This window comes from Actinoplanes sp. NPDC051405, from assembly GCF_055586185.1.
In genome coordinates, this window is record NZ_JBVJIR010000014.1 from 220,780 (window position 1) to 242,286 (window position 21,507).

Annotated in this window: 18 protein-coding genes; 11 read left to right on the top strand and 7 right to left on the bottom strand. The window is 72.6% G+C overall.

Annotated elements, in window-relative coordinates:
* Positions 1-144: 144 nt before the first annotated feature.
* Entirely contained in the window at positions 145-1,080 is a 936-nt protein-coding gene (locus ACZ6S4_RS28750) for an anti-sigma factor RsbA family regulatory protein (protein WP_465477886.1), read from the bottom strand.
* Between the two features lie 253 nt (positions 1,081-1,333).
* On the opposite strand from ACZ6S4_RS28750, the gene ACZ6S4_RS28755 reads away from it, so the two are divergent.
* From ACZ6S4_RS28755 to ACZ6S4_RS28765, 3 genes are all read left to right on the top strand, one after another.
* On the top strand, positions 1,334-1,630 hold the full coding sequence (locus ACZ6S4_RS28755; RefSeq protein ID WP_465477887.1) for a hypothetical protein: 297 nt from the start codon (positions 1,334-1,336) through the stop codon (positions 1,628-1,630).
* 279 nt (positions 1,631-1,909) lie between these two features.
* Positions 1,910-3,427 carry a peroxidase family protein gene (locus ACZ6S4_RS28760; protein ID WP_465477888.1) on the top strand — a complete coding sequence of 506 codons (1,518 nt, stop codon included), beginning with the start codon at positions 1,910-1,912 and terminating at the stop codon, positions 3,425-3,427.
* Between the two features lie 118 nt (positions 3,428-3,545).
* Complete coding sequence (locus tag ACZ6S4_RS28765; RefSeq protein WP_465477889.1) at positions 3,546-4,739, top strand: dienelactone hydrolase family protein; 1,194 nt, start codon at positions 3,546-3,548, stop codon at positions 4,737-4,739.
* A gap of 11 nt (positions 4,740-4,750) precedes the next feature.
* Here ACZ6S4_RS28765 and ACZ6S4_RS28770 read toward each other — a convergent pair whose 3' ends face one another.
* Positions 4,751-5,230 (bottom strand): SRPBCC family protein, encoded by a 480-nt coding sequence (locus ACZ6S4_RS28770; RefSeq protein WP_465477890.1) that lies wholly within the window; start codon positions 5,228-5,230, stop codon positions 4,751-4,753.
* Positions 5,231-5,356: 126 nt separating this feature from the next.
* Here ACZ6S4_RS28770 and ACZ6S4_RS28775 point away from each other — a divergent pair, with 126 nt between their 5' ends.
* Complete coding sequence (locus ACZ6S4_RS28775) at positions 5,357-6,016, top strand: TetR/AcrR family transcriptional regulator (protein WP_465477891.1); 660 nt, start codon at positions 5,357-5,359, stop codon at positions 6,014-6,016.
* 5 nt (positions 6,017-6,021) lie between these two features.
* The gene (locus ACZ6S4_RS28780; RefSeq protein ID WP_465477892.1) at positions 6,022-7,872 is read left to right on the top strand and encodes a bifunctional sugar phosphate isomerase/epimerase/4-hydroxyphenylpyruvate dioxygenase family protein; all 1,851 of its coding nucleotides are present in this window, start codon (positions 6,022-6,024) and stop codon (positions 7,870-7,872) included.
* A gap of 9 nt (positions 7,873-7,881) precedes the next feature.
* On the opposite strand, the gene ACZ6S4_RS28785 is transcribed toward ACZ6S4_RS28780, so the two are convergent.
* Positions 7,882-9,306 (bottom strand): Nramp family divalent metal transporter, encoded by a 1,425-nt coding sequence (locus tag ACZ6S4_RS28785; RefSeq protein ID WP_465477893.1) that lies wholly within the window; start codon positions 9,304-9,306, stop codon positions 7,882-7,884.
* A gap of 39 nt (positions 9,307-9,345) precedes the next feature.
* Positions 9,346-10,218 carry a shikimate dehydrogenase gene (locus ACZ6S4_RS28790; protein ID WP_465477894.1) on the bottom strand — a complete coding sequence of 291 codons (873 nt, stop codon included), beginning with the start codon at positions 10,216-10,218 and terminating at the stop codon, positions 9,346-9,348.
* 106 nt (positions 10,219-10,324) lie between these two features.
* Between ACZ6S4_RS28790 and ACZ6S4_RS28795 the strand changes: the two genes are divergently transcribed.
* Together ACZ6S4_RS28795 and ACZ6S4_RS28800 are read left to right on the top strand one after the other, a co-directional pair.
* On the top strand, positions 10,325-11,107 hold the full coding sequence (locus ACZ6S4_RS28795) for an IclR family transcriptional regulator (protein WP_465477895.1): 783 nt from the start codon (positions 10,325-10,327) through the stop codon (positions 11,105-11,107).
* Positions 11,108-11,128: 21 nt separating this feature from the next.
* Entirely contained in the window at positions 11,129-11,530 is a 402-nt protein-coding gene (locus ACZ6S4_RS28800) for a nuclear transport factor 2 family protein (RefSeq protein WP_465477896.1), read from the top strand.
* 15 nt (positions 11,531-11,545) lie between these two features.
* On the opposite strand, the gene ACZ6S4_RS28805 is transcribed toward ACZ6S4_RS28800, so the two are convergent.
* The gene (locus ACZ6S4_RS28805; RefSeq protein ID WP_465477897.1) at positions 11,546-11,677 is read right to left on the bottom strand and encodes a hypothetical protein; all 132 of its coding nucleotides are present in this window, start codon (positions 11,675-11,677) and stop codon (positions 11,546-11,548) included.
* A gap of 315 nt (positions 11,678-11,992) precedes the next feature.
* Between ACZ6S4_RS28805 and ACZ6S4_RS28810 the strand changes: the two genes are divergently transcribed.
* Complete coding sequence (locus ACZ6S4_RS28810) at positions 11,993-12,556, top strand: GNAT family N-acetyltransferase (RefSeq protein WP_465477898.1); 564 nt, start codon at positions 11,993-11,995, stop codon at positions 12,554-12,556.
* Here ACZ6S4_RS28810 and ACZ6S4_RS28815 read toward each other — a convergent pair.
* Both ACZ6S4_RS28815 and ACZ6S4_RS28820 read right to left on the bottom strand, forming a co-directional pair.
* Positions 12,542-15,829, bottom strand: coding sequence for an NACHT domain-containing protein (locus tag ACZ6S4_RS28815; RefSeq protein WP_465477899.1), 3,288 nt, complete (start codon positions 15,827-15,829; stop codon positions 12,542-12,544). The two genes, ACZ6S4_RS28810 and ACZ6S4_RS28815, sit on opposite strands and share 15 nt — an antisense overlap.
* Positions 15,830-15,836: 7 nt before the next feature.
* Positions 15,837-18,566, bottom strand: coding sequence for an ATP-binding protein (locus ACZ6S4_RS28820; RefSeq protein WP_465477900.1), 2,730 nt, complete (start codon positions 18,564-18,566; stop codon positions 15,837-15,839).
* 203 nt (positions 18,567-18,769) lie between these two features.
* Here ACZ6S4_RS28820 and ACZ6S4_RS28825 point away from each other — a divergent pair, with 203 nt between their 5' ends.
* The 3 genes from ACZ6S4_RS28825 (at position 18,770) to ACZ6S4_RS28835 (ending at position 21,281) form a co-directional block, all read left to right on the top strand.
* Entirely contained in the window at positions 18,770-20,137 is a 1,368-nt protein-coding gene (locus ACZ6S4_RS28825; RefSeq protein WP_465477901.1) for a hypothetical protein, read from the top strand.
* A gap of 63 nt (positions 20,138-20,200) precedes the next feature.
* A complete protein-coding gene (locus ACZ6S4_RS28830) occupies positions 20,201-20,605 on the top strand; it encodes a hypothetical protein (RefSeq protein ID WP_465477902.1) in 405 nt (134 codons plus the stop codon).
* A gap of 121 nt (positions 20,606-20,726) precedes the next feature.
* Entirely contained in the window at positions 20,727-21,281 is a 555-nt protein-coding gene (locus ACZ6S4_RS28835) for a hypothetical protein (RefSeq protein ID WP_465477903.1), read from the top strand.
* Positions 21,282-21,507 lie beyond the last annotated feature (226 nt).

Genomic DNA, 21,507 nt, shown 5'->3' on the forward strand with positions numbered 1-21,507 from the left:
GACGCAGACGACAAAGACGCGAACGCCCCGGCCCGCCGGCACCGCCGGCAGCTGGTGTTCTGATCCGTAGCCCCCGGGCCCCGGTGCTTGAGTGCCGGGGCCCCCGTCATCGCCGCGACGAAAGCCGGGCCCGGCAGGCCCGGATCAGGCGGGCAGGGTGACCGCGAAGCGGACGACGGTCGTGGCGTCGCGCCGGACGACGGTGAGCGCGTCGCACAGCTGCTGGGCGATCCACAATCCCCGGCCACCGGCCAGGTCATGCGCGGGCGGGCGGTAGCCGATCAGTGGATCCGCGACCCCGGCGCCCTCGTCGCTGACCTCGCAGGTGACGGTGCCGCCGTGCGTCCACACCCGCAGCTCCCGCCGGCCCCGGCCGTGCCGGATGCTGTTGGTGACGATCTCGCACATCGCCAGGATCAGATCGTCGCCGCGGTCGAGGTCCGCCCAGCCGGCCGCCGTGAGCAGAGCCGACACGGCGTGCCGGGCGGCCGCCACACCCTCGTCCACGTCCAGGCTCAGCGCCGGCGGCCCGGTGGTCGGCGGCACCGGCTCGGCGACACTACGCAGGAACTGCTCGGGCTCCAGGTAGTGCTCGCTGGGGCAGCGCCGCGGGTGGAAGGTCGCCGGGTGGGTGCGACGGGCGTCGTCCAGCAGCGCCGGCGGGAGCGCCCGGGTGTCGTACGGGCACACGATCCACGCCGGCGCCTGCGCGAACACGTCGTTGAGAGCCGCCTCGTACCGCGTCCAGGTGGGGTGCGCAGGGCGGGGGCCGAAGGCGACCTCGCCGATCAGGCGCATGCTCTTGTGCCCGCGGGTGAGGGCGTCGTTGAGCAGCCGCTGCCAGCCGGCCACCGTGGTCGCGGGCCGCCTGTACCACTCGTTGCGATCGATGAACGTCACCGCGGCGGCGTCGGTGCCGAGCGCGTCCCGCAGGAGGACGATGTTGGCCGGTGTCACGGCCGCGACCAGCGCCTCGTCGTGCTCCAGCCCTTCGCGGGCGAACGGGACGAGCGCCGAGACGAACTCGTCGTCGCTGCCGTACAGCATGGCGTCATGGGTCAGCGTGGCGGAGAGGGGCATCGGTCACTTCACCATGATCAAGAGGGCAGGTCGGCCGCGGGGTGGTTCCCGGTCGCAACGGTACACCCGCACGTGAAGAGTTCTCCGGCCGTCCGCCGGCCGTGTCGGGTGTGCGTCACCGCGGTGTCATGTGCGGCGGCTGGTAACAGTCTGGACAACACCTGGGAGATCACTGATTGGGCGGAACGGCGCCGGGTACCCCGGCCTCGCCGCCACCTGGCGGCCCGACATATGACCCCCTGGAGTGATATTCATGGCTACCACGACACACGCGCACGACGGTCTCGACGTCAAGCACACCCGGATCCGCGGCGAGGAGACCAAGCCGTCGTACAAGACCACCGAGCTGTTCGTCTATCTCGCCGCCGTCGCCGGCGTCCTGATCGCCTCGTACACCGTGGGCGACGGGGCGGCCAACGACGGCAGCGACTACTTCGCCGCCGACAAGGCGTGGTGGTACATCACCCTGCTCACCATCGGATACCTCGTGAGCCGGGGCCTGGCCAAGGCCGGCAGCCGCAGCAACGACGGTGACCCGCGCACCCACTGATCCGACGGACATCTGCGGGCGGTGGGCGTGATTGTCGCGCCCACCGCCGCGGTGTTTCCCGGCCGGCGCTCGCTCCCTGATCGAGCGGGCACCGTGCTCGGAGGCGCAGCGGTGCGTAATCAAGGACACTTCGTTGCCCGGGGCCGGTGCCGGGTCCAGGCTGGTCACGGGCCGGACTCCGGACGGTCGCGGTGCCGCCCGACGGGGCCGGCCGCCGCTCGGCCACCCGCTGTGAGTGCCCGCGTCATCCCACGCCTGCTGCCTTCCGAGGGGACACCCATGTCTGTCGACAACCACAAATCCACGCCGCAGGTCCACGCGCCCCGTACCGCCGAGCAGCTCGTCGCCGGCGCGACCTCCGGGCACGGTCTCGGCTACGGACGCCGTTCCGCGCGCGGCCACGGTTACGAGTTACGCGGCCTGTCCTACGTCCCGGTGTCCCGGCTGCACGAGGGCAGATTCGGGCGGATGTTCCGGTTGCCGCCGTTCGTGCCGGGCGACGAGCGGATCGCCCAGATCGCCGGGCTGATGACCGGGCCGGACTCCGACTCCGACAACCCCGACATCCCGGCCGGCTACACCTACCTGGGCCAGTTCATCGACCACGACCTCACCTTCGACCCGGTGTCCAGCCTGGACCGGCAGAACGACCCGGACGCGCTGACCAACTTCCGCAGCCCCCGCTTCGACCTCGACTGTGTCTACGGGCGCGGGCCGGTCGACGACCCGTTCCTCTACGACAAGGACTCCGGCGGCGAGAAGCTGTTGATCGGTCACCACGACGACGAGGACGACCTGCCCCGCAACCCGCAGGAGACCGCCCTGCTCGGCGATCCCCGCAACGACGAGAACATCTTCGTCAGCCAGTTGCAGCTCACCATGCTCAAGTTCCACAACGCGGTGGTCGACCGGGTGCACGACGACCCGGCTCTGCGGCGGGGCAGCGAGACCGCGTTCGAGGCGGCCCAGCGGATCGTGCGGTGGCACTACCAGTGGATGGTGGTGCACGACTTCCTGCGGCGCTCGGTCGGTGCCAGGATGCTCGGCAGCGTGCTCGACGAGAGCGGCCGGTATCCGCGGGTCGACCGGCAGTTCTACCTGTGGCAGCAGGACCCCTACATGCCGGTCGAGTTCTCCGTGGCGGCGTACCGGTTCGGCCACTCCATGATCCGTGGCGGGTACAAGCTCAACACCCTGGTCGGTCCGCTGCCGACGTTCACCGCCAAGCCGATCGCCGAGGAGAACCCGCTCGGGCACTACGGCGGCTTCCGCATCCTGCCCCGGTTCTGGACCATCGAATGGGCCCGCTTCTTCGAGGTCGACGGGGCCGGTAAGGAGGCGCTGCAGCAGTCCCGGCTGATCGACACCAAACTCGCCGACCCGCTGGCGGCGCTCCCGCCGGAGATCGCCGCGAACCGGCCGTCGCTGATCGACCGCAACCTGACCCGCGGCGCCCGCCTGCTGCTGCCGTCCGGGCAGGACGTGGCCCACCACATGGCGGCCGACGTGCTGTCCGAGGGCGACCTTGCGCTGCCCGGCGGCGGCCCGGCCCCGCTGTGGTACTACATCCTGCGCGAGGCCCAGGTGCAGGCCGATGGCCGGCATCTCGGGCAGGTCGGCGGCCGCATCGTCGCCGAGGTGTTCCTCGGGCTGCTGGCCAAGGACGCCTCCTCCTACCTGCGCAACCAGCCCGACTGGAAGCCGTTCCTGCCGTCGGCGACCCCCGGCGACTTCACCATGCCCGACCTGATCACCTTCGCCGGGCACGGCCTGGCGGAGACGAACCTCCCGGCCTGACCGGAACGCCACCGGGTGCCGCGGTCCGGCCGCGGCACCCGTCCGGCTCGCGCGGGGCGGCGTTGACAGCGGTGCGGCGCCGCTTCTACGGTCGACATCCATCGACAAAGGGGAATGGATGAAGCGCCGCGCGTTCGTCACTCTGCCGACGCTGGCCCTGGCGTCGGGCCGGCTGCCGGCCCCGGATCTCGCGGCAGCGGCCGGCGCGGCCGGGTTCGCCGCCCCGGAATTCGAGGGGCCTGCGGTGGTCGACGGCGGGCTGCCCGTCTTCGCCGAGCAGCTCAAGGCCGAGCTGGACTTCCCGCTGGCCTGGAGCCGCAATCGCCGGCTCGGCTTCCGGACCTGGCAGCGGCGGGCCCGTGCCAAGGTCGAGGAGCTGCTGTGGCAGCCCGAGGACGGCTCGCCCTTCGACGTCGAGATCGCCGACGAGCAGGCTCACGACGGCTACCGGCGGCGCCTGGTGCTCTTCAACGTCACCCGGCACAGCCGGGTCCGGGCGTCGATGCTGATCCCGGACGGGCCGGGGCCGTTCCCGGCGGCGTTGCTGTTGCACGACCACGGCGCGAAGTTCGACATCGGCAAGGAGAAGCTGATCGAACCCTGGTACGACGACACCCGCCGGGCGTCGGCGCAGGCCTGGTCGCAGCGGTACTTCTCCGGCCGGTTCGTCGGCGACGAGCTGGCCCGCCGGGGGTACGCGGTCCTGGCCGTCGACGCCCTCGGCTGGGGCGACCGGGGTGGGCTGACCTACGAAGGGCAGCAGGCACTGGCCAGCAACCTCTTCAATCTGGGGTCGTCGCTGTCCGGGCTGATGGCACGGGAGGACGTCCGCGCCGCCGCCATGCTCGCCACGCTGCCCGAGGTCGACCGCCGCCGGATCGCCGCCGTCGGCTTCTCCCTGGGCGGCTACCGGGCGTGGCAGGTCGCGGCCCTCTCCGACGACATCGCGGCCACCGTCTCGGCCTGCTGGATGACCGGGCTCAAGGAGATGATGGTCCCGGGCAACAACACGCTGCGCGGGCAGTCGGCGTTCTTCATGCTGCACCCCGGCCTGCCCCGCTACCTCGACATCCCGGACGTGGCCAGCATTGCCGCACCCCGGCCGATGATGCTGCTCGACGGGGAGAGCGATCCGCTCTTCACCGCGGCGGGCGTCGAGGTCGCGTACGCGAAAATGCAGGCCGTGTGGGCCTCCCAACGGGCGCGGCACCGCCTGAGCACCAAGGTGTGGCCGGGTCTCGGCCACGTCTTCGTCCGCGAGATGCAGGACGAGGCCTTCGCCTGGCTGGACCACTGGCTCAAGCGCGGCTGACGCCGCGGGCGTCAGGCCCGGCCGAGGGGGCGTTCGGCCTCGCGTGCCATCGAGCGCAGCACCTGGGCGAAGCCGACCTTGCCGACGGCGGACAGCAGGGGAGCGGTCAGCCGGGTCAGCCGGTGCGGGCTGACCGTGATGTCCTCGCTCCACACCACCCGGCTGCGGCCGCCCGGCAGCGGGGTGACTACGAACCAGGCCCGGCCGTGCACGACCCGGCCGTGCTTCTCCACGTCGCAGCGGCCGGGTGCGTCGTCCGGGGCGTCGCCGGCGGGCGGCTCCCAGCGCACCACGGTCATCGGGTCGTCGAAGCCGAGCGGGCCGATCCCGGTGCGGGCCACGAATACGGCGCCCACCCCGTCGGGGCGGGCGCTGGTGATGCGCACGCTCGTCAGTGGCGCCCAGTCGGCGTGCTTGCGCCAGTCCACCAGCTCCGCCCACACGCGGGAGGCTGGAGCGCGCACGTCGAGGGACACGTCGAAGCGGGCCATCAGGGGAGACCTCTCTGCGTCGCCGGCCGGGCCGTCGCACGCTCTTTCACGGTACGCCGGGCCGTGGCCGTGCCTCACGGATTCATGAGGCATGATGTACGGACTAGTTCGTATACAAGGAGCGTGATGAGCCGGGGAGCGGCACCAGAACCCGAGGCCGACCGCCGGCGCGACGCCGGGCGTACCCGTACGGACATCCTCGACGTGGCCACCCGGGAGTTCGCCGACCAGGGCTACAGCGGTGCCCGTGTGGACGAGATCGCGGCGCGGACGCGCACCACCAAACGGATGATCTACTACTACTTCGGCGGCAAGGAGCAGCTCTACCTGGCGGTGCTGGAGCGAGCGTACGCGGAGATCCGGGCGGCCGAACGCACCGTCGACGTCGAGCACCTGGCGCCGGTGGCCGCCATCCGCCGCATCGCGGAGGTCACCTTCGACCACCTCGAGGCGCACCCCACGTTCATCAAGCTGGTCGGGGTGGAGAACTCCCAGCAGGCGAGGAACATGTCCAAGGTCGCCCGGCTGGTCGACCTCAACAGCTCGGCGATCGGCGTCCTGCAGGACGCGCTGTCCCGGGGCCAGCGCGACGGCACCTTCCGCGCGGACGTGGACGCGCTGGACGTGCACATGATGATCAGCGCGTTCTGCTTCTTCCGGGTGGCCAACCGGCACACCTTCGGCGCCCTGTTCGGCCGCGACCTGCTCGACCCGTCCGCCCGCGCCCGCTACCGGACCATGCTGGCCGACATGGTTGTGGGCTACCTCGGCCGGTCCGGGAGCTGAGGCCGATGACCGCGGGCCGCCTGCGCCGCTCGATCGCGACGGTGTGTGTCTCCGGGACGCTCGACGACAAGATCGCCGCGGCCGCCGCGGCCGGCTTCGACGGCATCGAGCTGTTCGAGAACGACCTGGTGGTGGCCCCCTGGTCGCCGGCCGAGGTGCGGGCCCGGTGCGCCGACCTCGGGCTGGGCATCGAGCTGTACCAGCCGTTGCGCGACTTCGAGGCGGTCCCCGCGCCGCTGCTGGCGGCCAATCTGGCCCGCGCGGAGCACAAGTTCGACGTCATGGCCGAGCTGGGCGCCGACACCGTCCTGGTCTGCTCGTCGGTCTCCCCGGCCGCGATCGACGACGACGCTCTCGCCGCCGAGCAGCTCGCCCTGCTGGCCGACCGGGCCCAGGCCCGGGGGATGCGCATCGCCTACGAGGCGCTGGCCTGGGGACGGCACGTGTCCACCTGGGACCGCTCGTGGCGGATCGTGCGGCAGGCCGATCACCCCGCGCTCGGCCTGTGCCTGGATTCCTTCCACGTGCTGTCGCGTCAGGCCGGCACCGACGACATCGCGCGGATCACGCCGGGCAAGATCTTCTTTCTCCAGCTGGCCGACGCGCCGCACCTGCGCATGGACGTCCTGCAGTGGAGCCGGCACCACCGGCTCTTCCCGGGCCAGGGCACGTTCGACCTCACCGGCTTCGTCCAGCGGGTGCTCGCCGCCGGCTACACCGGGCCGCTGTCGCTGGAGGTGTTCAACGACGTCTTCCGGCAGGCCGACCCCCGGCGTACGGCCGTCGACGCGATGCGCTCGCTGATCAGCCTGGAGGACGGTCTTCCGGCGCAGTCACCGGCGATCGAGGTACGCCGCCTGCCGGCCGCGCCACCGCTGTCGGTGCACGCGTTCAGTGAGTTCACGGTGGACGGCCGTTCCGGACCCGTGCTGCAGGAGGCGTTGCGGGGGCTCGGCTTCGCCCACACCGGCCAGCACCGCTCCAAGCCGGTCGAGCTGTGGGAGCAGGGAGCGTGCCGCGTCATCCTCAACAGCGCGGTCACCCGCCCGCAGAGTCCGGGCACCGCCGCCCTCAGCGCCTTCGCACTCACCAGCGCCGACCCGCAACGGTCCCGGGCGCGCGCCGAGGCCCTGCTCGCCCCGGCCCTGCCCCGGGCCCGGGGGGTGCGGGAGGCGGACCTGGCCGCGGTGGCCGCCCCGGACGGGACCTCGGTGTTCTTCAGTGCCGACGACAACGACTGGCGGGCCGACTTCCTGGCCACCGGGGAGCAGCCCACCGTGGACGCCGGGCTGCGGGGCACCGATCATCTCGGGCTGGCCCAGCCCTTCGACCACTTCGACGAGGCGGGGCTGTTCTACCACTCGGTGCTCGGGCTGACCCAGCTGACCACCGAGGAGTACGCGGCGCCGTTCGGGCTCATGCGCTCGCGGGCGTTCAGCACCGCGCACCGGACGATCCGGCTGGCGCTGACCGTGGCCCTGCTGCGCCGCGGCGAGTGGGCGCCGGCCGTGGTGGATCCGCAGCACGTCGCCTTCGCCACCGCCGACATCTTCGCCACCGCCGCGGCCGTCGACCGGCTGGGCGGCCCGGCGATGCCGGTGCCGGACAACTACTACGCCGACCTGGTCGCGCGCTTCGCCCTGCCCGGCGATCTCGTCGCGCGGCTACGCCGCCACGGCATCCTCTACGACCGGGACTCCGCCGGCGGTGAGCTGTTCCACCTGTACACCCCGGTCTACGGCGGGCGGGTCTTCTTCGAGATCCTCCAGCGCCGGGGCGGTTACGACGGCTTCGGCGAAGCCAACGCACCCGTACGGATGGCCGCCCACCGCCACCTGCGGCTGTCGGCGAGCTGATCGGGGTCCTCAGAGTTTCTGCAGCTGGGTCACCACCATCGCCACGGCGAAGAAGCCGTAGAAGCCGATCGCCACCAGCAGCCCACCCAGCCGCCAGCCGCCGATCCGGATGGCCGCGGGCAGGTCCCTGCGGTTGAGCCGTACGAGCAGCACCGAGTACAGCAGGGTCACCACCGAGGCGGCGCAGGTCGACACGATCAGCAGGCCGAGCGGCTGGGTGAAGCCGGCCAGCAGGATCAGCGAGCCCAGGACGATCTCGCCCCAGACCACGGCCAGGTAGAGCCGGGCCTCGGTCCAGCGGGCCGAGCCGGCCAGGTGGTTGCGGCGGACGAAGTCGCTGGCCACCCGGCCGATGACGTCGAGCAGCCCCATCGCGGCGGCCCACAGCGAGACGGCGGCGATCGCGAAGAACAGCAGCTTCAGCCAGCCGCCGACCTCCGTGGCCAGCACGTCACCCTCGATCCGCAGGAACGACGGGTCGGACTTGAGGTCGTCGCGGCCGAACAGGGTCTCGTAGGCCAGCAGGCTCATGATCGTGATGGTCAGGAAGCAGACCAGCAGGAACGCGAAGAAGTGTTCGATGTTGGCGCGCTTCCACCAGACCCGCCAGCGAGCCAGGTTCTCGTCGTCCTGGGGGAAGGTGTACCGGTCGCTGCCGGCGGCCTCCTCCTGGCCGGTGATGGGGGAGATGAGCCGGGGGACGTGCGCGCCCATGCCGTACCGCTTGTCGCGGATCCAGTTGCTGAGCACCAGGTTGTGCACGCCGCCGGCGCCCGCGGCACCGATCGCGCTGAGCAGCAGGGTGAAGGTGATGCCCTCGGGGATCTGCCCGAAGCCGGTGACGGTCTCCCGCGCGCCCTCACCCCAGGTGGGCAGGGAGATGACGAAGACCACGACCACGGCCAGGAAGAACAGCGTCAGGCCGACCTTGACGACCTCGACCCGCTCGACGGTCTTGTAGATGACCTTCGACAGCGACAGCAGGACACCGATGGCAGCCAGCACGCCCACGGTGATCCAGACCGGATCGCCCCCGCCGGCCAGGTAGGTGAACACCGTGGAGCCGCTGGTGGCCCAGCCCGGCCACACGTACTGGAAGGCGCCGGCCAGGCAGATGATGATGCCCCAGCCCTTCCACCAGCGGGAGAAGCCGGCGACGGCGGTCTGCCCGGTGGCCAGGGTGTAGCGCTCGATCTCCATGTTGATGACGAACTGCACGGCCAGGGTGGCGAAGGCCAGCCAGAGCAGGCCCAGCCCGCCGATCGCGGTGAGGTACGGCCACAGGATGATCTCCCCGGCCGCCATGCCGATGCCGACCGCCACGACGCCCGGGCCGACCATGCGGCGCAACGACATCGGCTCGGGAAGGTTCCGGCTGGTGGGGTGCCCGTCGGGAGGCACGGTCCGGTCTGCGCGTTGCGTCGGTCGGCTCATCGGTCACTCCAACGGTGTGGGGGCGGGGCGGGGGACGGGTCAGGCGTGGATGTGGCGCCCGCTGCCTTGCAGCAGCAGGTTGAGGTGGGCGAGCATCCGCCCGGTGTCGGGGGTGCACCCGGTGAAGAGCTCGAACGCGGCGGCGGCCTGGAACACGCACATGGCGGCGCCTCCGATGGCCCGCAGGCCCTCGGCCCGGGCGGCGCGCAGCAGCCGGGTCTCCACCGGCAGATAGATGATGTCGACCACCCACAGGCCCGGGTGCAGCAGCGTGACCGGCAACGGCAGCCCGGGGCTGGCCTCCATGCCGACCGGGCTCGCGTTGACCAGGCCGTCGGCCGCGGCCAGCACCGCGGCCAGCTCGTCGGGCGCCGCCACCGCGATGCGCTCGACCTCGAAGCGCAGGCTCAGCGCCTCGGCCAGCAGGCCCCGCTGATCGGCGTCCGGATCGACCACGGTCAGCTGCTCGACGCCCCCGCTGAGCTGGGCGAACGCGCAGGCCGCGCCGGCGCCGCCGGCACCGAGCTGCACCACCCGGCCGACCGCCGCGCCCGGCAGCCCCCGGCGGAACGACTCGGCGAAGCCGTACGCGTCGGTGTTGTGACCCAGCCGCCGGCCGTGCCGGAAGACGACCGTATTGACCGCGCCGATGTCGCGCGCCTGCGGGGAGAGCTCGTCGAGCAGGCCGACGACCCGCTGCTTGAACGGGTGGGTGATGTTGACGCCGGCGAACCCGTCGGACTGCGCCCCGGCGAGCAGGTGGCCCAGGTCGTCCGGCGTACCCGGCTCGGCGATGTCGATCAGCTCGTACGACAGGTCCAGCCCGTGGTGCCGGCCCTCGGTCTCGTGCAGCGACGGTGACAGCGAGGCGCCGATGCCCGCACCGATGAGGCCGTACCGGCAAGGTTTCATGGGCATGAAGCTCCCGTCGTGGCTGGGGACGCTGATCAACGGCACTCGATGTACGAACTGGTACGTTAGTAAGCGACGAGGGTGCGGGCCTGTCAAGGGAGCTGCGATGGAACGTGCCGCTGAGCGGAACATCCCCGACGTGGCCGTGGCCCGGGTGTCGGCGGTGCTCGGCGCGTTCGACCCGGAACACCGCGAACTGCGGCTCAGCGAGATCAGCCGGCGCTGCGGCCTGCCCAAGTCGACGACCTCCCGGCTGGTGACCGAGCTGGTGACGTACGGCTTCCTGGAACGCCGCGGCGCCCACCTGCACCTGGGACTGCGACTGGCCGAGCTCGGCAGGCTGACCCTGCGCCGCCGGGACCTGCGGGCGGTCGCGTTGCCGTACCTGGTGGACCTGCGGGAGGCGACGCGGCAGTCGGTGCAGCTGGCGGTTCTGGACGGGGCTGACGTCGTACACCTCGAGATCTTGCGCGGCCGGGACACCCCGGAGCCGCCGGCGTCCGGTGGCCGGCTGCCGGCGCACGCCTGTGCGGCCGGCAAGGCGCTGCTGGCCTGCAGCGACGAGGCGGCCGTCAACCTGGTCTGCGCCCGCCCGCTGGCGGCGCTCGGGCCGCGCACAGTGCTGACGCCGGCGTCCCTGCGACGGCAGCTGAGCCAGGTACGCGAGTCAGGACTGGCCTACGAGAGCGAGGAATCCGGCCCGGGAGTCGGCGGCGTCGCCTGCGCGATCCTGCACGCCGACGGGCACCCGGTGGCCGCCGTCGCGGTCTCGGGCTGGTCGGGCCGGCTCAATCCCCACGCGATCGGCCCGGCCGTCCGCACGGTGGCGCTGGCCGTCGGCCGCGAGTTCTGCCCGTCGGCGAGCGCCCACTGCCGCCAGTGCCGGTGATCAGTGCGGTACCGTGCCGCCATGGCTCTGACCGCCGACGACCGGTTCGCCATCACCGACCTGATCAACCTGCACGGCCACCTGATCGACCGCGGCGACTTCGCCGGGCTGGCCGCCGTGTTCACCGAGGACGCCGCGTACGACGTGACCGCCCTCGGCGGCGGCGTGCTGGTGGGATGGGCGGCGACCCGCGAGGCTGCTCTGGCTCTGGGCGACGGCAACCCGGTGGCGCACCACGTGACCAACATCGTCCTGCACGAGGTGAGCGACGGGACCGTGCACGCCACGTCCAAGGGACTCGGCATCAGGGCGGACGGCTCAGCGGGCAGCGTCACCTACGACGACACCGTCGAACGCACGACCGCCGGCTGGCGCATCACCCACCGGGTGGTCCGGCCCCGCCGCAGGCCCCTGCAGCCCTGAGCGCCGGCAGATTCGCTACCGGCTCAGCAGTAGCCCCAGCCAGAACATCGCCCACAGCCGGCGAGCCGCCAGAAAGCGCCGCTCGTCGACGGGGATCATCGTCAGCAGCGGTCCACAATCGGTGTCGCGCCAGGACACGTGCTCCACGAGGATCGCCAGACGACCACGGCTTGACGCCCGCGAGGCCGGCACTGGGCACGTCCCAGAGCGCTGTGATCGCCGCGGCGAGTTCGGCGCTCTGACTCCGGGTGATGTCCCTCGGCCGCGGCACCAGGTACGGAAGGTGGTGATGCACCCGCTGCGACACCGACCACTCGCGCACGTGCTCGCCGCGCTCCCACGAGGTGTAGCGCTTCACCAGCCGGCGGCCGGTGTAGACCAGCTCATGGGTGTGAGCCATCGCCGGCAGCATACGGCGGATAATCGGTTGGCGGCCGGGGCCAGGGCCGTTAACTTGCCGCCATGTCCCTTCGCCGTGAGCAGGCGCGTGACCACGCCGCGGTGGCCGCCGCCCATCGCAGTGGGTTCGGCCCCGGGCACGGCGACACGGTCGCCCAGCTGGTCGACGCCCTGCGTCGCGACGACCCGTCCGCACTCTCCCTGGTGGCCGAGGAGGGCGGCGAGGTCGTCGGGCATGTCATGGTCAGCCGGGCCTGGGTCGACGCCCCGCAGCGGCTGGTCGAGGTGAAGACGTTGAGCCCGCTCGCGGTCTCGCCGCCCTGGCAACGCCGTGGGATCGGCTCGGCCCTCGTCCGCGCCGCGCTGCGGCACCTCGACGAGCGTGGCGTTCCGCTGGTCTTCCTCGAAGGCGATCCGCGTTACTACTCCCGTCACGGGTTCGTCCCCGCTGGGGAGCTCAGCTTCGGCAAGCCCTCGTTGCGCGTTCCGGACGCCGGCTTCCAGGTCGTGCGGTTGTCCGCCTACGAGCCCTGGATGACCGGCACGTTCGTCTACCCGTCCACGTTCTGGGAGTACGACTGCGTCGGCCTGCGCGACGAGGTGCCGGCCGCCTCAGAGCTCGGGTAGCCGTTCACGGGTTTCCCGCAGGCGGGCGTGGAGATCGGGAGTGGCCCGGAAAGCCGGTGCCGCCAGACGCTCGTCGATCGCGGCCATGGTCTCCCGCGGAGCCGCGAACCGGGCGCGCGACAACGCGTTCAGCAGGCTCAGGCAGTCCTCCGGCGACATCTGGCCGACCAGCGCCGCCAGGCCGGACAGCTGACTGCCGATCACCGCCGCCCGCCCCTCGTCGAGCGGCGCTGGATCCGCCAGCAGGCTTTCCACCAGCGGCAGCAGATGCACGGTGTCGTCGAACCACTCGCTCGACCGGATCCGCAGGGCCAGCCGCACGACGTGGGCGGAGGGCAGCCGGTGCGCATCCGTGGCGAGGCAGTGCAACACCATGGTGATGGTCAGACCGGGCGAGCCGTTCGACATGTCGGCCGGTCCCCAGCCCTGGCCTGCCAGTGCGGTGACCACCCGGTAGTAGGCGGGCAGCAGCCGGGCCGGTTCGTCGCCCAGGGCGGAGCCGAGCCACAGGCGGACCAGCATGCGGGCGAAGGACTCCGTGTCATCGTGCCCGTGCACGGCGAAGGTCACCACCGCCTCTGGCAGACGGTCGAGCAAGGGCTCGAGGGCGTGCCGCATCACGTCATCGCTGAGCGCGCCGCTCAGCTGCATCGACGTCAACGCGGGGCGCAGCTGGAAATTGTTGCTGAAGCCGCTGCCGGGGTCCGCGTCCCGGAACTCCCAGTCCGGGCCGAAACCGTGGGACCAGAACGGGTCGACGGCGTCGAGGCCGGTGCCGGGGGAGTGCTCGAGGATCAGGTCGCGGCGGCCGTCGCCGGCCCAGGTCCGGGTGACTGCGATCGGCTCGAGCGACTCGAGGAACATGCTCCCGGGAACGGCCGCCCGCCATTGCAGGGCCGTGTCGCGCAGCCAGCCGGCCGGGTCCCTGGCCGCGCGGAACAGCTCCGACGCCCGCAGCGGTCCGCCGCAGGCCAGGGTGAGCAGCATCAGGTTGAACGAGTAGGTCGCCATCCAGTGGTCGATGCGCTTGTCGACCGGCTGATATCCCCGCGGGACATACTGCGGCCGGGTGACCGCCGTACGCAGCCGCTCCACCAGCCACTCCCGGACCTCCGCCGTGTCCGGGCCGCGCAGCAGAGCGGTGGCGAACGGCAGGACCGTGGTGCGGGCACTCAGCGGCGTGAAGCCCAGCAGCGACTGCAGCAGGTCGTCCTCCTCGGCCCGGCCGAGCCGCAGGGTACGGGCCCGGGCCCGCGCGGCCGCGTCCCGCAACGCCTGCACGACCAACCGGGCCACGAGGTATTCGCCGAACGTGGCGTGCAGGAACTCGTACGTCTGCCGGGTCCGGTCGTCCTGGTGGGCCTGGGCCCGCTGGATGAAGAAGAACCGCCCGACCATCTCCTGCCCGGCCGTGATCGGCGCCCGGAAGCCCTCGCTGCCCGCCTCCCGCGACGCCCGCAGGCCCAGCCCGGCCAGGTCGGCGTCGAGCTCCTCGGTGGTGGCCCAGAGCCGCAGGCGGTGGAACATCGCGAACGCGACGACGGACAGCCGCAGCAGCTCCGCCTCGATCAGCTCGGGCATCGCCGACTCGGGGCGGCCGGCGTGCACCCGGCGTACCTCCCGGTCGGCGAACTCGCTGAGCAGCCGCTCGTAGAGCTGGCCGATGTCGAAGGTCTCGTCGTCGCTCTGCAGGCCGTTGCCCGTGGCGTCGTAGAGCGCCAGCATCAGCAGCAGCAGCGGCTGCTCGGCCAGGTCGTGGAAGCGCCGCAACACCGCCGACGACAGCGGGCGCCGTCCGGCCGCGGCCAGCCGTTCGGCGTTCGTGCCGTTCCAGACCTCCAGCCACCGTTCGAGCTGCTCGTCGGCGAACGGCTCCAGCCGTACGACCAGGCCCCCGGCCGGCAGGCGGGCCCGGTCGGCGACCGCCTCGCGGGTCGTCACCAGCACCGCCACCGGCCGGCCGAGCACCGCCTCACGCTGCTGGAACGCCGCCACCCGCTGCAGGTAGTCGGACTGGTGGATGCCGGTGGCCTGGAGCAGCTCGTCGAAGCCGTCGAGCAGGATGACCGGCATCGCCCCGCCGGCCGACCGGGCCAGCTCCGCCCAGGCCACGGTCTCGCCGACGGTGTCGCGCAGCGCCTGCTCCACCTGGTCCTGGATCTCCGCCTCGGCGCGCACGTCGCGCAGGGCGACCCGGACGACCAGGAAATCCGCGGCCGGCAGCCGGGCAGCCAGGATCCGGGTCAGCGAGGACTTACCGGCGCCGGGCTGGCCCAGCAGCAGCACCGGGACGTCCGCCGCCTGCGGGGTGGTCACGTAGGTGGCCAGGAAGCCGGCCAGGTCGTCGCGCGGCTCCGCCTGCCACCAGTCCTGCTCGGCCGGCCGGGACCCGGCTCCGGCCACCTGCACCCGGAAACGCGGATCGATGTAGGCCGCGCCGAGGGCCGGCATGATCAGGTCACCGGCGTCGCCGCCGAGGATGGGACGGTCCAGCTCCGACCGGTACGCGGCGGCGATGGCGGCGCGCAGCCGTACCGGATCGCGGCCGGAGGTGGCCCGCAACAGCGCCTCCTCCAGGGCCTGCAGGCCGCGCATCGCCGCCCGGTCCTCGAGCCGGCGCATCCAGATCGCGAACTCGGGCAGCTCGGCGGACAGCCGGCGGGCCGCCTCCTCGTAGCGCTCGACGGCCCGGTCCGGCAGCACGGTGCGCAGCAGGCTGTCGACCAGGCGCTGGGTGCGCACGTCGGAGCTGTCCCAGACGTCGAGGCCGCCGAGGTGGTCGACGGTCTTCGCCGCCAGCGCTGCGAACCATTGCCGCAGGTCGCCCAGCAGGTCGTCGTAGCCGCGGTCCGGTGCCGGGACCGGAATGGGCGCGGCGAGCAGCCGGGCGGGCCAGTCACCGGCCACTTCGGTGGCGGCGGCCAGGGTGAGCTGCTCGTCGCGGGTGAAGCCGGGCGAGGCCATGCCGGCTGTGCCGAGGCAGTCGTCGAGAGCTTCGAAGTACGCGGTCACGACCAGGACCCCGTGTGCTGCTTGCAGCCGCGTGCTGCGGTCGTAGCGGCTCAGTCCGCGTACCGTCCCGGCCAGACCGGCCACCAGGTGGCCGAGCCGGATCGCCTCGGCCTTGGCGTCGAAGAGGCTGAGCGCGACCTCGCTGCCGCCGGCCGTGGCGAGGCTCAGCGCCCCACCCAGCAGGTTGTCCGCGACCGTGACCAGCGGGCTCGACCCGCCGAGCAGTTTGACCGCGCTGGCGTACGTCAGACCCTGCGGCATCCGAACACTATGGACCATCGCGCAGGGCCGCGGCCAGTTCCCGGCGGGAGCCGAGACCGAGCTTGCCGAAGACCTTGCGCAGGTGCCACTCGACGGTGCGCGGGCTGAGGAACAGGACGGTGCCGATCTCCGGGTTGGTGCGTCCGGCCGCGGCCAGGCGGGCGATCTGCGCCTCCTGCGCGGTCAGCTCGGCGCGGACGCCGGGGACCCGCTTGTGGACGGTCTCGCCGGTGGCGACCAGCTCACGCCCGGCCCGGTCGGCGAAGCCCTCCGCCCCCATCGCGGTGAACGCCTCGTGGGCCGTGCGCAACTGCGCGCGGGCGTCGGTGCGCCTGTTCTCCCGGCGCAGCCATTCGCCGTAGAGCAGGCGGGCCCGGGCCACCTGCACCTCCTGCCGGGTGGTGGCGGTCAGGCGGTCGATCGCCTCGCGATAGCGGTCCTCGGCCTTGGTCGCCGGTCCCGCGAGCGCGTCGGCGACGGCCTGGGTGCCGGACGCCCAGTCCGTACCGGCGGCGCTGGTCCGCTCCGCGAGGCGCTCGCGTGCTTCCGCGGCGACCGCGGGCTCCCCGGCGCGTGTCGCGGCCTCGACCAGCTCGGCCAGAGCGCAGGCGTACACGCCGGGATCCTCGTACTCGACCACCCGGCGGGCGGCCCGCGTCGCGTCCTGGTACCGGCCGAGCCCGTTGCACAGCACCGCTTCGGCCAGACCGGCCAGGCCGTGCAACGCGCCCTCACCGCGCGCGTCTGCGTCCCGGGCAGTGGCGTTGATCAGCTCCAGGGCGCGGGCCTCGTGGCCGCGGTGGGCTGCCAGGGTGAGCGCGGCCGAGGGTGGTGTCGGCAGCCCGGTGGCCTGCCCGATGGCGGCAGCCTCGTCGAGCACGTCCGACGCGTCGGTGAACCGGCCCGCCGGCAGCAGCGCGCCGGCCCGGAAGACCAGCGCGGTGGGCAGCAGCGACATCGCGCCGGTGGCGCGGGCGACGCGGACCGCCTGCTCGGTGAGGCGGTGCCAGGCCGCGTCGTCCCAGAGCAACTGCGCGACGGGTACGGCGAGCCACAGCAGACCGAGGTCCTCATCGGCGGTCAGCGTCCCCAGGGCCTGGCGCAATTGCGGTGCGGCGGACGCGTACCCGTCCAATGCCCAGGTCGTGAGGCCGGTCAGCAGCAGGCCGGCAGCGTCCGCCCCAGGGGGCACCGCACGGGCGGCCTCAGCCGCGTGGCGCAGATCGTCGCCTCCGAGTCGTCCCGCGTGCACGGCCGCCCCCAGCGCCGACAGATACGTCTCACGAGCCGCGGCCAGGTCCAGCTCCTCCAGGCGGCGCGCGGCGGCCAGCAACGGCGGCCCGGCCGCCCGCCCCCGGTTCAGGGCGAACGCGACCTGGGCCCGCAAGCGCTCCACTTGGGCCCGCTGCAGCGGACCGAGCGGACCCAGCTCGGCGGCGGCCAGCAGGCCGGGCACCCGGGCCGGAGCCCCGGCAGCGAACCGGGCCTGCGCCGCGGCGAGTGCCCGCGCGGCGCGGGGCTTCGGGTCCGGGCTCAGCTCCACCGCGCGTTCGAGGAACGTCGCCGCCGCGGAGCGACCGCCGCGGGACAACGCCCGGTCGGCCGACCGTTCCAGCTCGCCCGCGACCTGCTCGTCCGGTCCCACAGCGGCATGGGCGCGGTGCCAGGCCCGGCGGTCGGGCTCCTGCGCCGGGTCGGTCACCTCGGCCAGGGCCCGGTGCACGTCCCGCAGCTCGGCGGCGTCGGCCGACCGCCAGCAGGCGGAGCGCACCAGCGGGTGCCGGAAACGCGTACGGGCGGCGAACTCGACCAGCCCGGCGGCCTCGGCCGGGGCCGCAGCCTCCGGGCCGACGCCCAGCCGCTTGAGCGCGCGCCACAACAGCGTCACGTCACCGACCGGCTCGACGGCGGCGGTGAGCAGCAGCCGGCGGGTGTCCGGCGGCAACGCTGCGATGCGCCGCTGGAAGCCTTCCTCCACCCGGCTCGGCAACGGCATCGCCGTCTGCGCGCCGAACCCGAACGCCAGCTCCGCCGGGGTGAGGTCGCGCGGCAGTTCGAGCAGGGCGAGCGGGTTGCCGCGCGTCTCGGCGACGATCCGTTCGCGGACCCGGGCGTCGACCGGGCCCGGCAGCACCGAGTCCAGCAGGTCGTGGGCGTCCGCGTCGGGCAGCCCGGCGACCCTCAGCTCCGGCAGGCCGGGAAGGAGCTGCTCGTCGCCGGGACTGCGGGCAGCGAAGATCAGCGCGACGGACTCGGCCTCCAGCCGGCGGGCGACGAAGGTGAGCACCACCTCGGACATCCGGTCCAGCCACTGCACGTCGTCCACCACGCAGACGAGCGGCTGGTCGGCGGCGGCCTCGGCGAACAGCCCCAGCACGGCCAGCCCGACGAGCAGGGCCTGCGGCGGGCTGCCGGAGCTGAGCCCGAAGGCGGTGGCCAGCGCGGCCCGCTGCGGCTCGGCGAGCCGGTCGAGATGGTCCAGCAGGGGAGCGCACAGCTGTTGGAGCGCGGAGTACGCGATCTCCGACTCGGGCTCGACCCCGGCCGCGCGGACGACCCGGCTGCCGGGGGAGTGCCCGCTCAGGTGGTCCAGCAGCGCGGTCTTCCCGGCTCCGGCCTCCCCGCGCAGCACCAGGACCCGGCTGTGCCCGGCCCGGACGTCGCGCAGCAGCCCGTCGAGCAGGTCCCGCTCACGTTGGCGCCCCCGTAGCGTGGGGCTCTCGGCGTTCCTCGGCACGTTGTCCTCCCCGGCCGGAGGCTACACCGGGCCGGATCACCAACTCGGTTTGGATTCTTTCCCTTGCGTGTCGCCCGCCGATGCTCGGTCCGGCGTCTAGGGGGACAGCGGGCGATCAGGAATGGGCGCGCCGCGGAAACAGCGGTCGCGGCCTGCGCGCGACCGCTGATCGTCATGCTCAATCACGGGGATCGAGTGCATACGTGGAAACCGTAGTTGCTGATCGGGCCGGGCCGCGCCCGTCGAGGTCCCGCACCCGGCGGGGCCTGATCGAGGCGGCCTGGGTGCTGCTCGTCGTCGTGATCGCCAGTCTGCTTTTCCTGGCCCGCTACGAAGATCCCAGGCGCGTCGCCTCCGGGGACAGCTTCTGGTACATGCGCCAGGCGCTGATCTTCACCGGTACGGATCCCGAGGTGGCCCGCATCGAGGCGGGCTCGCAGGTGTGCCGGGATCTGAACCGCTCGTCGCGGGCGCGCGGCGAGAAGCCGACCTGCACGAATTACGTGACCGCCGGTTTCTCGCCCCGATACGCCGCGATCTTCCACAGCCGGCCCGGTTATCCGCTGTTCGCCGCGCCATTCGTGGCGACGCTGGGATCGTGGACCGGCATGATGGCGGCGACGTTGATATTGGCGCTGCTCGCGGCCGTACTGGCGTATCTGGCGGTCTGGCTGGCCAGCGGTCTGCGGCTGGCCGGGGTGCTGGCCGCGACCGTTCTTTTCGTCCTGCCGACGGGTTTCGCCATGACCCGCATGCTCACCGAGAGCGGCGTCTTCGCCGGATACCTCGCGGTCCTGCTCGGTGCCACCCTGGTGGTGCGCGGCCGCCGGGCCGGGCTGTTCCTCGTGGTCGCGGCGCTGGCCTGGCTGTTCGCGGTCCGCTCGGCCAGCGGGATGGCGATGGCCCTGACCTTGCTCGCCGCCGGCGCCCTCACGGCACTCGGCCGGCGGCACCGGTGGCCCGGGGCGATGCTCGGCGCGACCGGCCTGCTCGCCGCGCTGGGCTGGCAGCTGCTCAGCCGGGTGCTGCACCTGCCGGGCCTGAACGACACGATCCAGGACTTCGCGACCCGCCATTTCAAGGCCCGTCCCGACGTGGCCGACCCGATCGGCTGGCTGATCGAGCGCAACCTGAGTTTCTGGCCGGACCAGCTCGCCCTGGAACTGGCCGTGCCCGGCACCCTGGCCGCATTCCTGTTCACGGTCGTCGTGCTCGTGCTCCGGATGCGCGCCGTCGCGGCACTGTGGATCTTCACCGGCCTGACCGGGGTGCTGATGCTCCTGGCCCACCCGGTCGACACCGAGTACCACCGGCTGATGGCGCCGATCTGGTTGCCGGTCGCCTGCGCCTTCGGCTATGCGGCGGCCCTCGCGATCGGGCACCGTCGACAGCAGCCGGCCACGCCGCAGCCCGCCGGCCTGCCGCCGGGCGGGCCGGAGTCGGCCGGATCAGAGCCGGGCGGGCCGGAGCCGGCCGGCGAATCGCCCGCGCTGATCCCCCGGCAGCGTGAATCGGCGGCCGGCCCGCGGCAGACGACCGCTGACCGGGTCGCGGTGCCCGCCGGCGGATGACGGCGCGGGACGGCGATTGTCGCGGCCCCGACAGAACTACCGGCGGGCGGCGGGTCACTACGGGTGGCGTACACCAGAGAGGATGCCTATGTGCACACCCGCGAGATACCTGAGCACATTCTCGATCAGCTGCTGGTCAGCGTCGTGTTCTACGAGGCCGAGCTGACCTTGGAGCACTCGGAGCCGGGCACCACGGCAGTGCTCGGCGACTCGTTCGGTTCGGTGTTCACCTGGCTGTGGCGGGAGAACCCGGCCAAGGCCACGGTGCTGATGGCCGACTTCGTGGCTGAGCTGCGGTTCTACCACCACAACGCGAACCGGGCACTCGGCCTGGAGGAGGTGCTGCGCGGCCTGCCGGCCTGCCTGCGCGGCGTCTCGGCCGACGAGGTACGGGCGATGCAGGAGCAGCTGCGCAACGACGTGCCCCAGTACGTCAGCCTCGACGAGACCGAACCGCGGCCCAGGTAGCCCGGACCCGGCGGAAATGCGCCGCCGATAAAGATGACCTAGGCAGGACTGCGAACAAAAGCCGGCGCGGACGTGACTGACTGAGTGACCGATCCTCAAGTCGATGAAAGAGAGAGCAGAAATGCGTCACTCCACGTTCCGTCGTGCGGCTGTCGGTACGATCGCCGCGATCGCCACCGTCACGCTGGCCGCCTGTGGCGACTCCTCGGTGTCACCGCGGCCCGCGCAGGCTGCCGCGAACCAGGCGTCCGCCGCCCCGGTCCGGATCCCGAGTACGGCGCCCCATGCGCCGGCTCGGGCCGAGAGCCCCGAGCTCGGTCTCGCGAGACAGCCGGCCGGGCAGAGACCGGTGCAGACCAGGACCGCCGGACCGGCCCACTCATCCGAACCGATCTCCACCGGTCCGACCTCCACCTGCTACGGCGCCGTCCGGCATGACCTGGACCTGCACAACACCGTGCTGGACCTGATCAAGTCCATGTGTTTCCACACCGGTGGCGTCCTGCGTCTGCAGGGAATCGGGCCGGGTCTCGTGACCGCGGCTCCCCGTTCGCTGGTGTCCCAGAACTATGAGGCCGGCGTGGTCGACCTGCGGTTCGTCCGACCCGGAACGGTCACCGTGCACATCCCCCAGGATGAGCAGACCTACACCATCACGGTTGTGGTCGTCAGCTAGCGGCGAGGCGGCGGCGGTTCGGCCGGCGCGCCGGACCGCCAGGCAGATACCCGAGCTGAGGCACGCGCGGCCGCGTCGATGGCGCGTAGGTCGGCCGCGGATCAGTTCGCCAGTGCGTCGGCGGGCCGGCGCCCACCGGGCGTGCTGCCAGAACCTCGGCAGTCCCACAGGGGCCCCTCCAAGGCGTGAACAGCGACGATCGGTCCGGGACCGCACGGGCTCTCGG

Coding starts and splice junctions, on each gene's coding strand:
- ACZ6S4_RS28750 (WP_465477886.1), bottom strand. CDS start 1,080: ATGCCCCTCTCCGCCACGCTGACCCATGACGCCATGCTGTACGGCAGC.
- ACZ6S4_RS28755 (WP_465477887.1), top strand. CDS start 1,334: ATGGCTACCACGACACACGCGCACGACGGTCTCGACGTCAAGCACACC.
- ACZ6S4_RS28760 (WP_465477888.1), top strand. CDS start 1,910: ATGTCTGTCGACAACCACAAATCCACGCCGCAGGTCCACGCGCCCCGT.
- ACZ6S4_RS28765 (WP_465477889.1), top strand. CDS start 3,546: ATGAAGCGCCGCGCGTTCGTCACTCTGCCGACGCTGGCCCTGGCGTCG.
- ACZ6S4_RS28770 (WP_465477890.1), bottom strand. CDS start 5,230: ATGGCCCGCTTCGACGTGTCCCTCGACGTGCGCGCTCCAGCCTCCCGC.
- ACZ6S4_RS28775 (WP_465477891.1), top strand. CDS start 5,357: ATGAGCCGGGGAGCGGCACCAGAACCCGAGGCCGACCGCCGGCGCGAC.
- ACZ6S4_RS28780 (WP_465477892.1), top strand. CDS start 6,022: ATGACCGCGGGCCGCCTGCGCCGCTCGATCGCGACGGTGTGTGTCTCC.
- ACZ6S4_RS28785 (WP_465477893.1), bottom strand. CDS start 9,306: ATGAGCCGACCGACGCAACGCGCAGACCGGACCGTGCCTCCCGACGGG.
- ACZ6S4_RS28790 (WP_465477894.1), bottom strand. CDS start 10,218: ATGAAACCTTGCCGGTACGGCCTCATCGGTGCGGGCATCGGCGCCTCG.
- ACZ6S4_RS28795 (WP_465477895.1), top strand. CDS start 10,325: ATGGAACGTGCCGCTGAGCGGAACATCCCCGACGTGGCCGTGGCCCGG.
- ACZ6S4_RS28800 (WP_465477896.1), top strand. CDS start 11,129: ATGGCTCTGACCGCCGACGACCGGTTCGCCATCACCGACCTGATCAAC.
- ACZ6S4_RS28810 (WP_465477898.1), top strand. CDS start 11,993: ATGTCCCTTCGCCGTGAGCAGGCGCGTGACCACGCCGCGGTGGCCGCC.
- ACZ6S4_RS28815 (WP_465477899.1), bottom strand. CDS start 15,829: ATGCCGCAGGGTCTGACGTACGCCAGCGCGGTCAAACTGCTCGGCGGG.
- ACZ6S4_RS28835 (WP_465477903.1), top strand. CDS start 20,727: ATGCGTCACTCCACGTTCCGTCGTGCGGCTGTCGGTACGATCGCCGCG.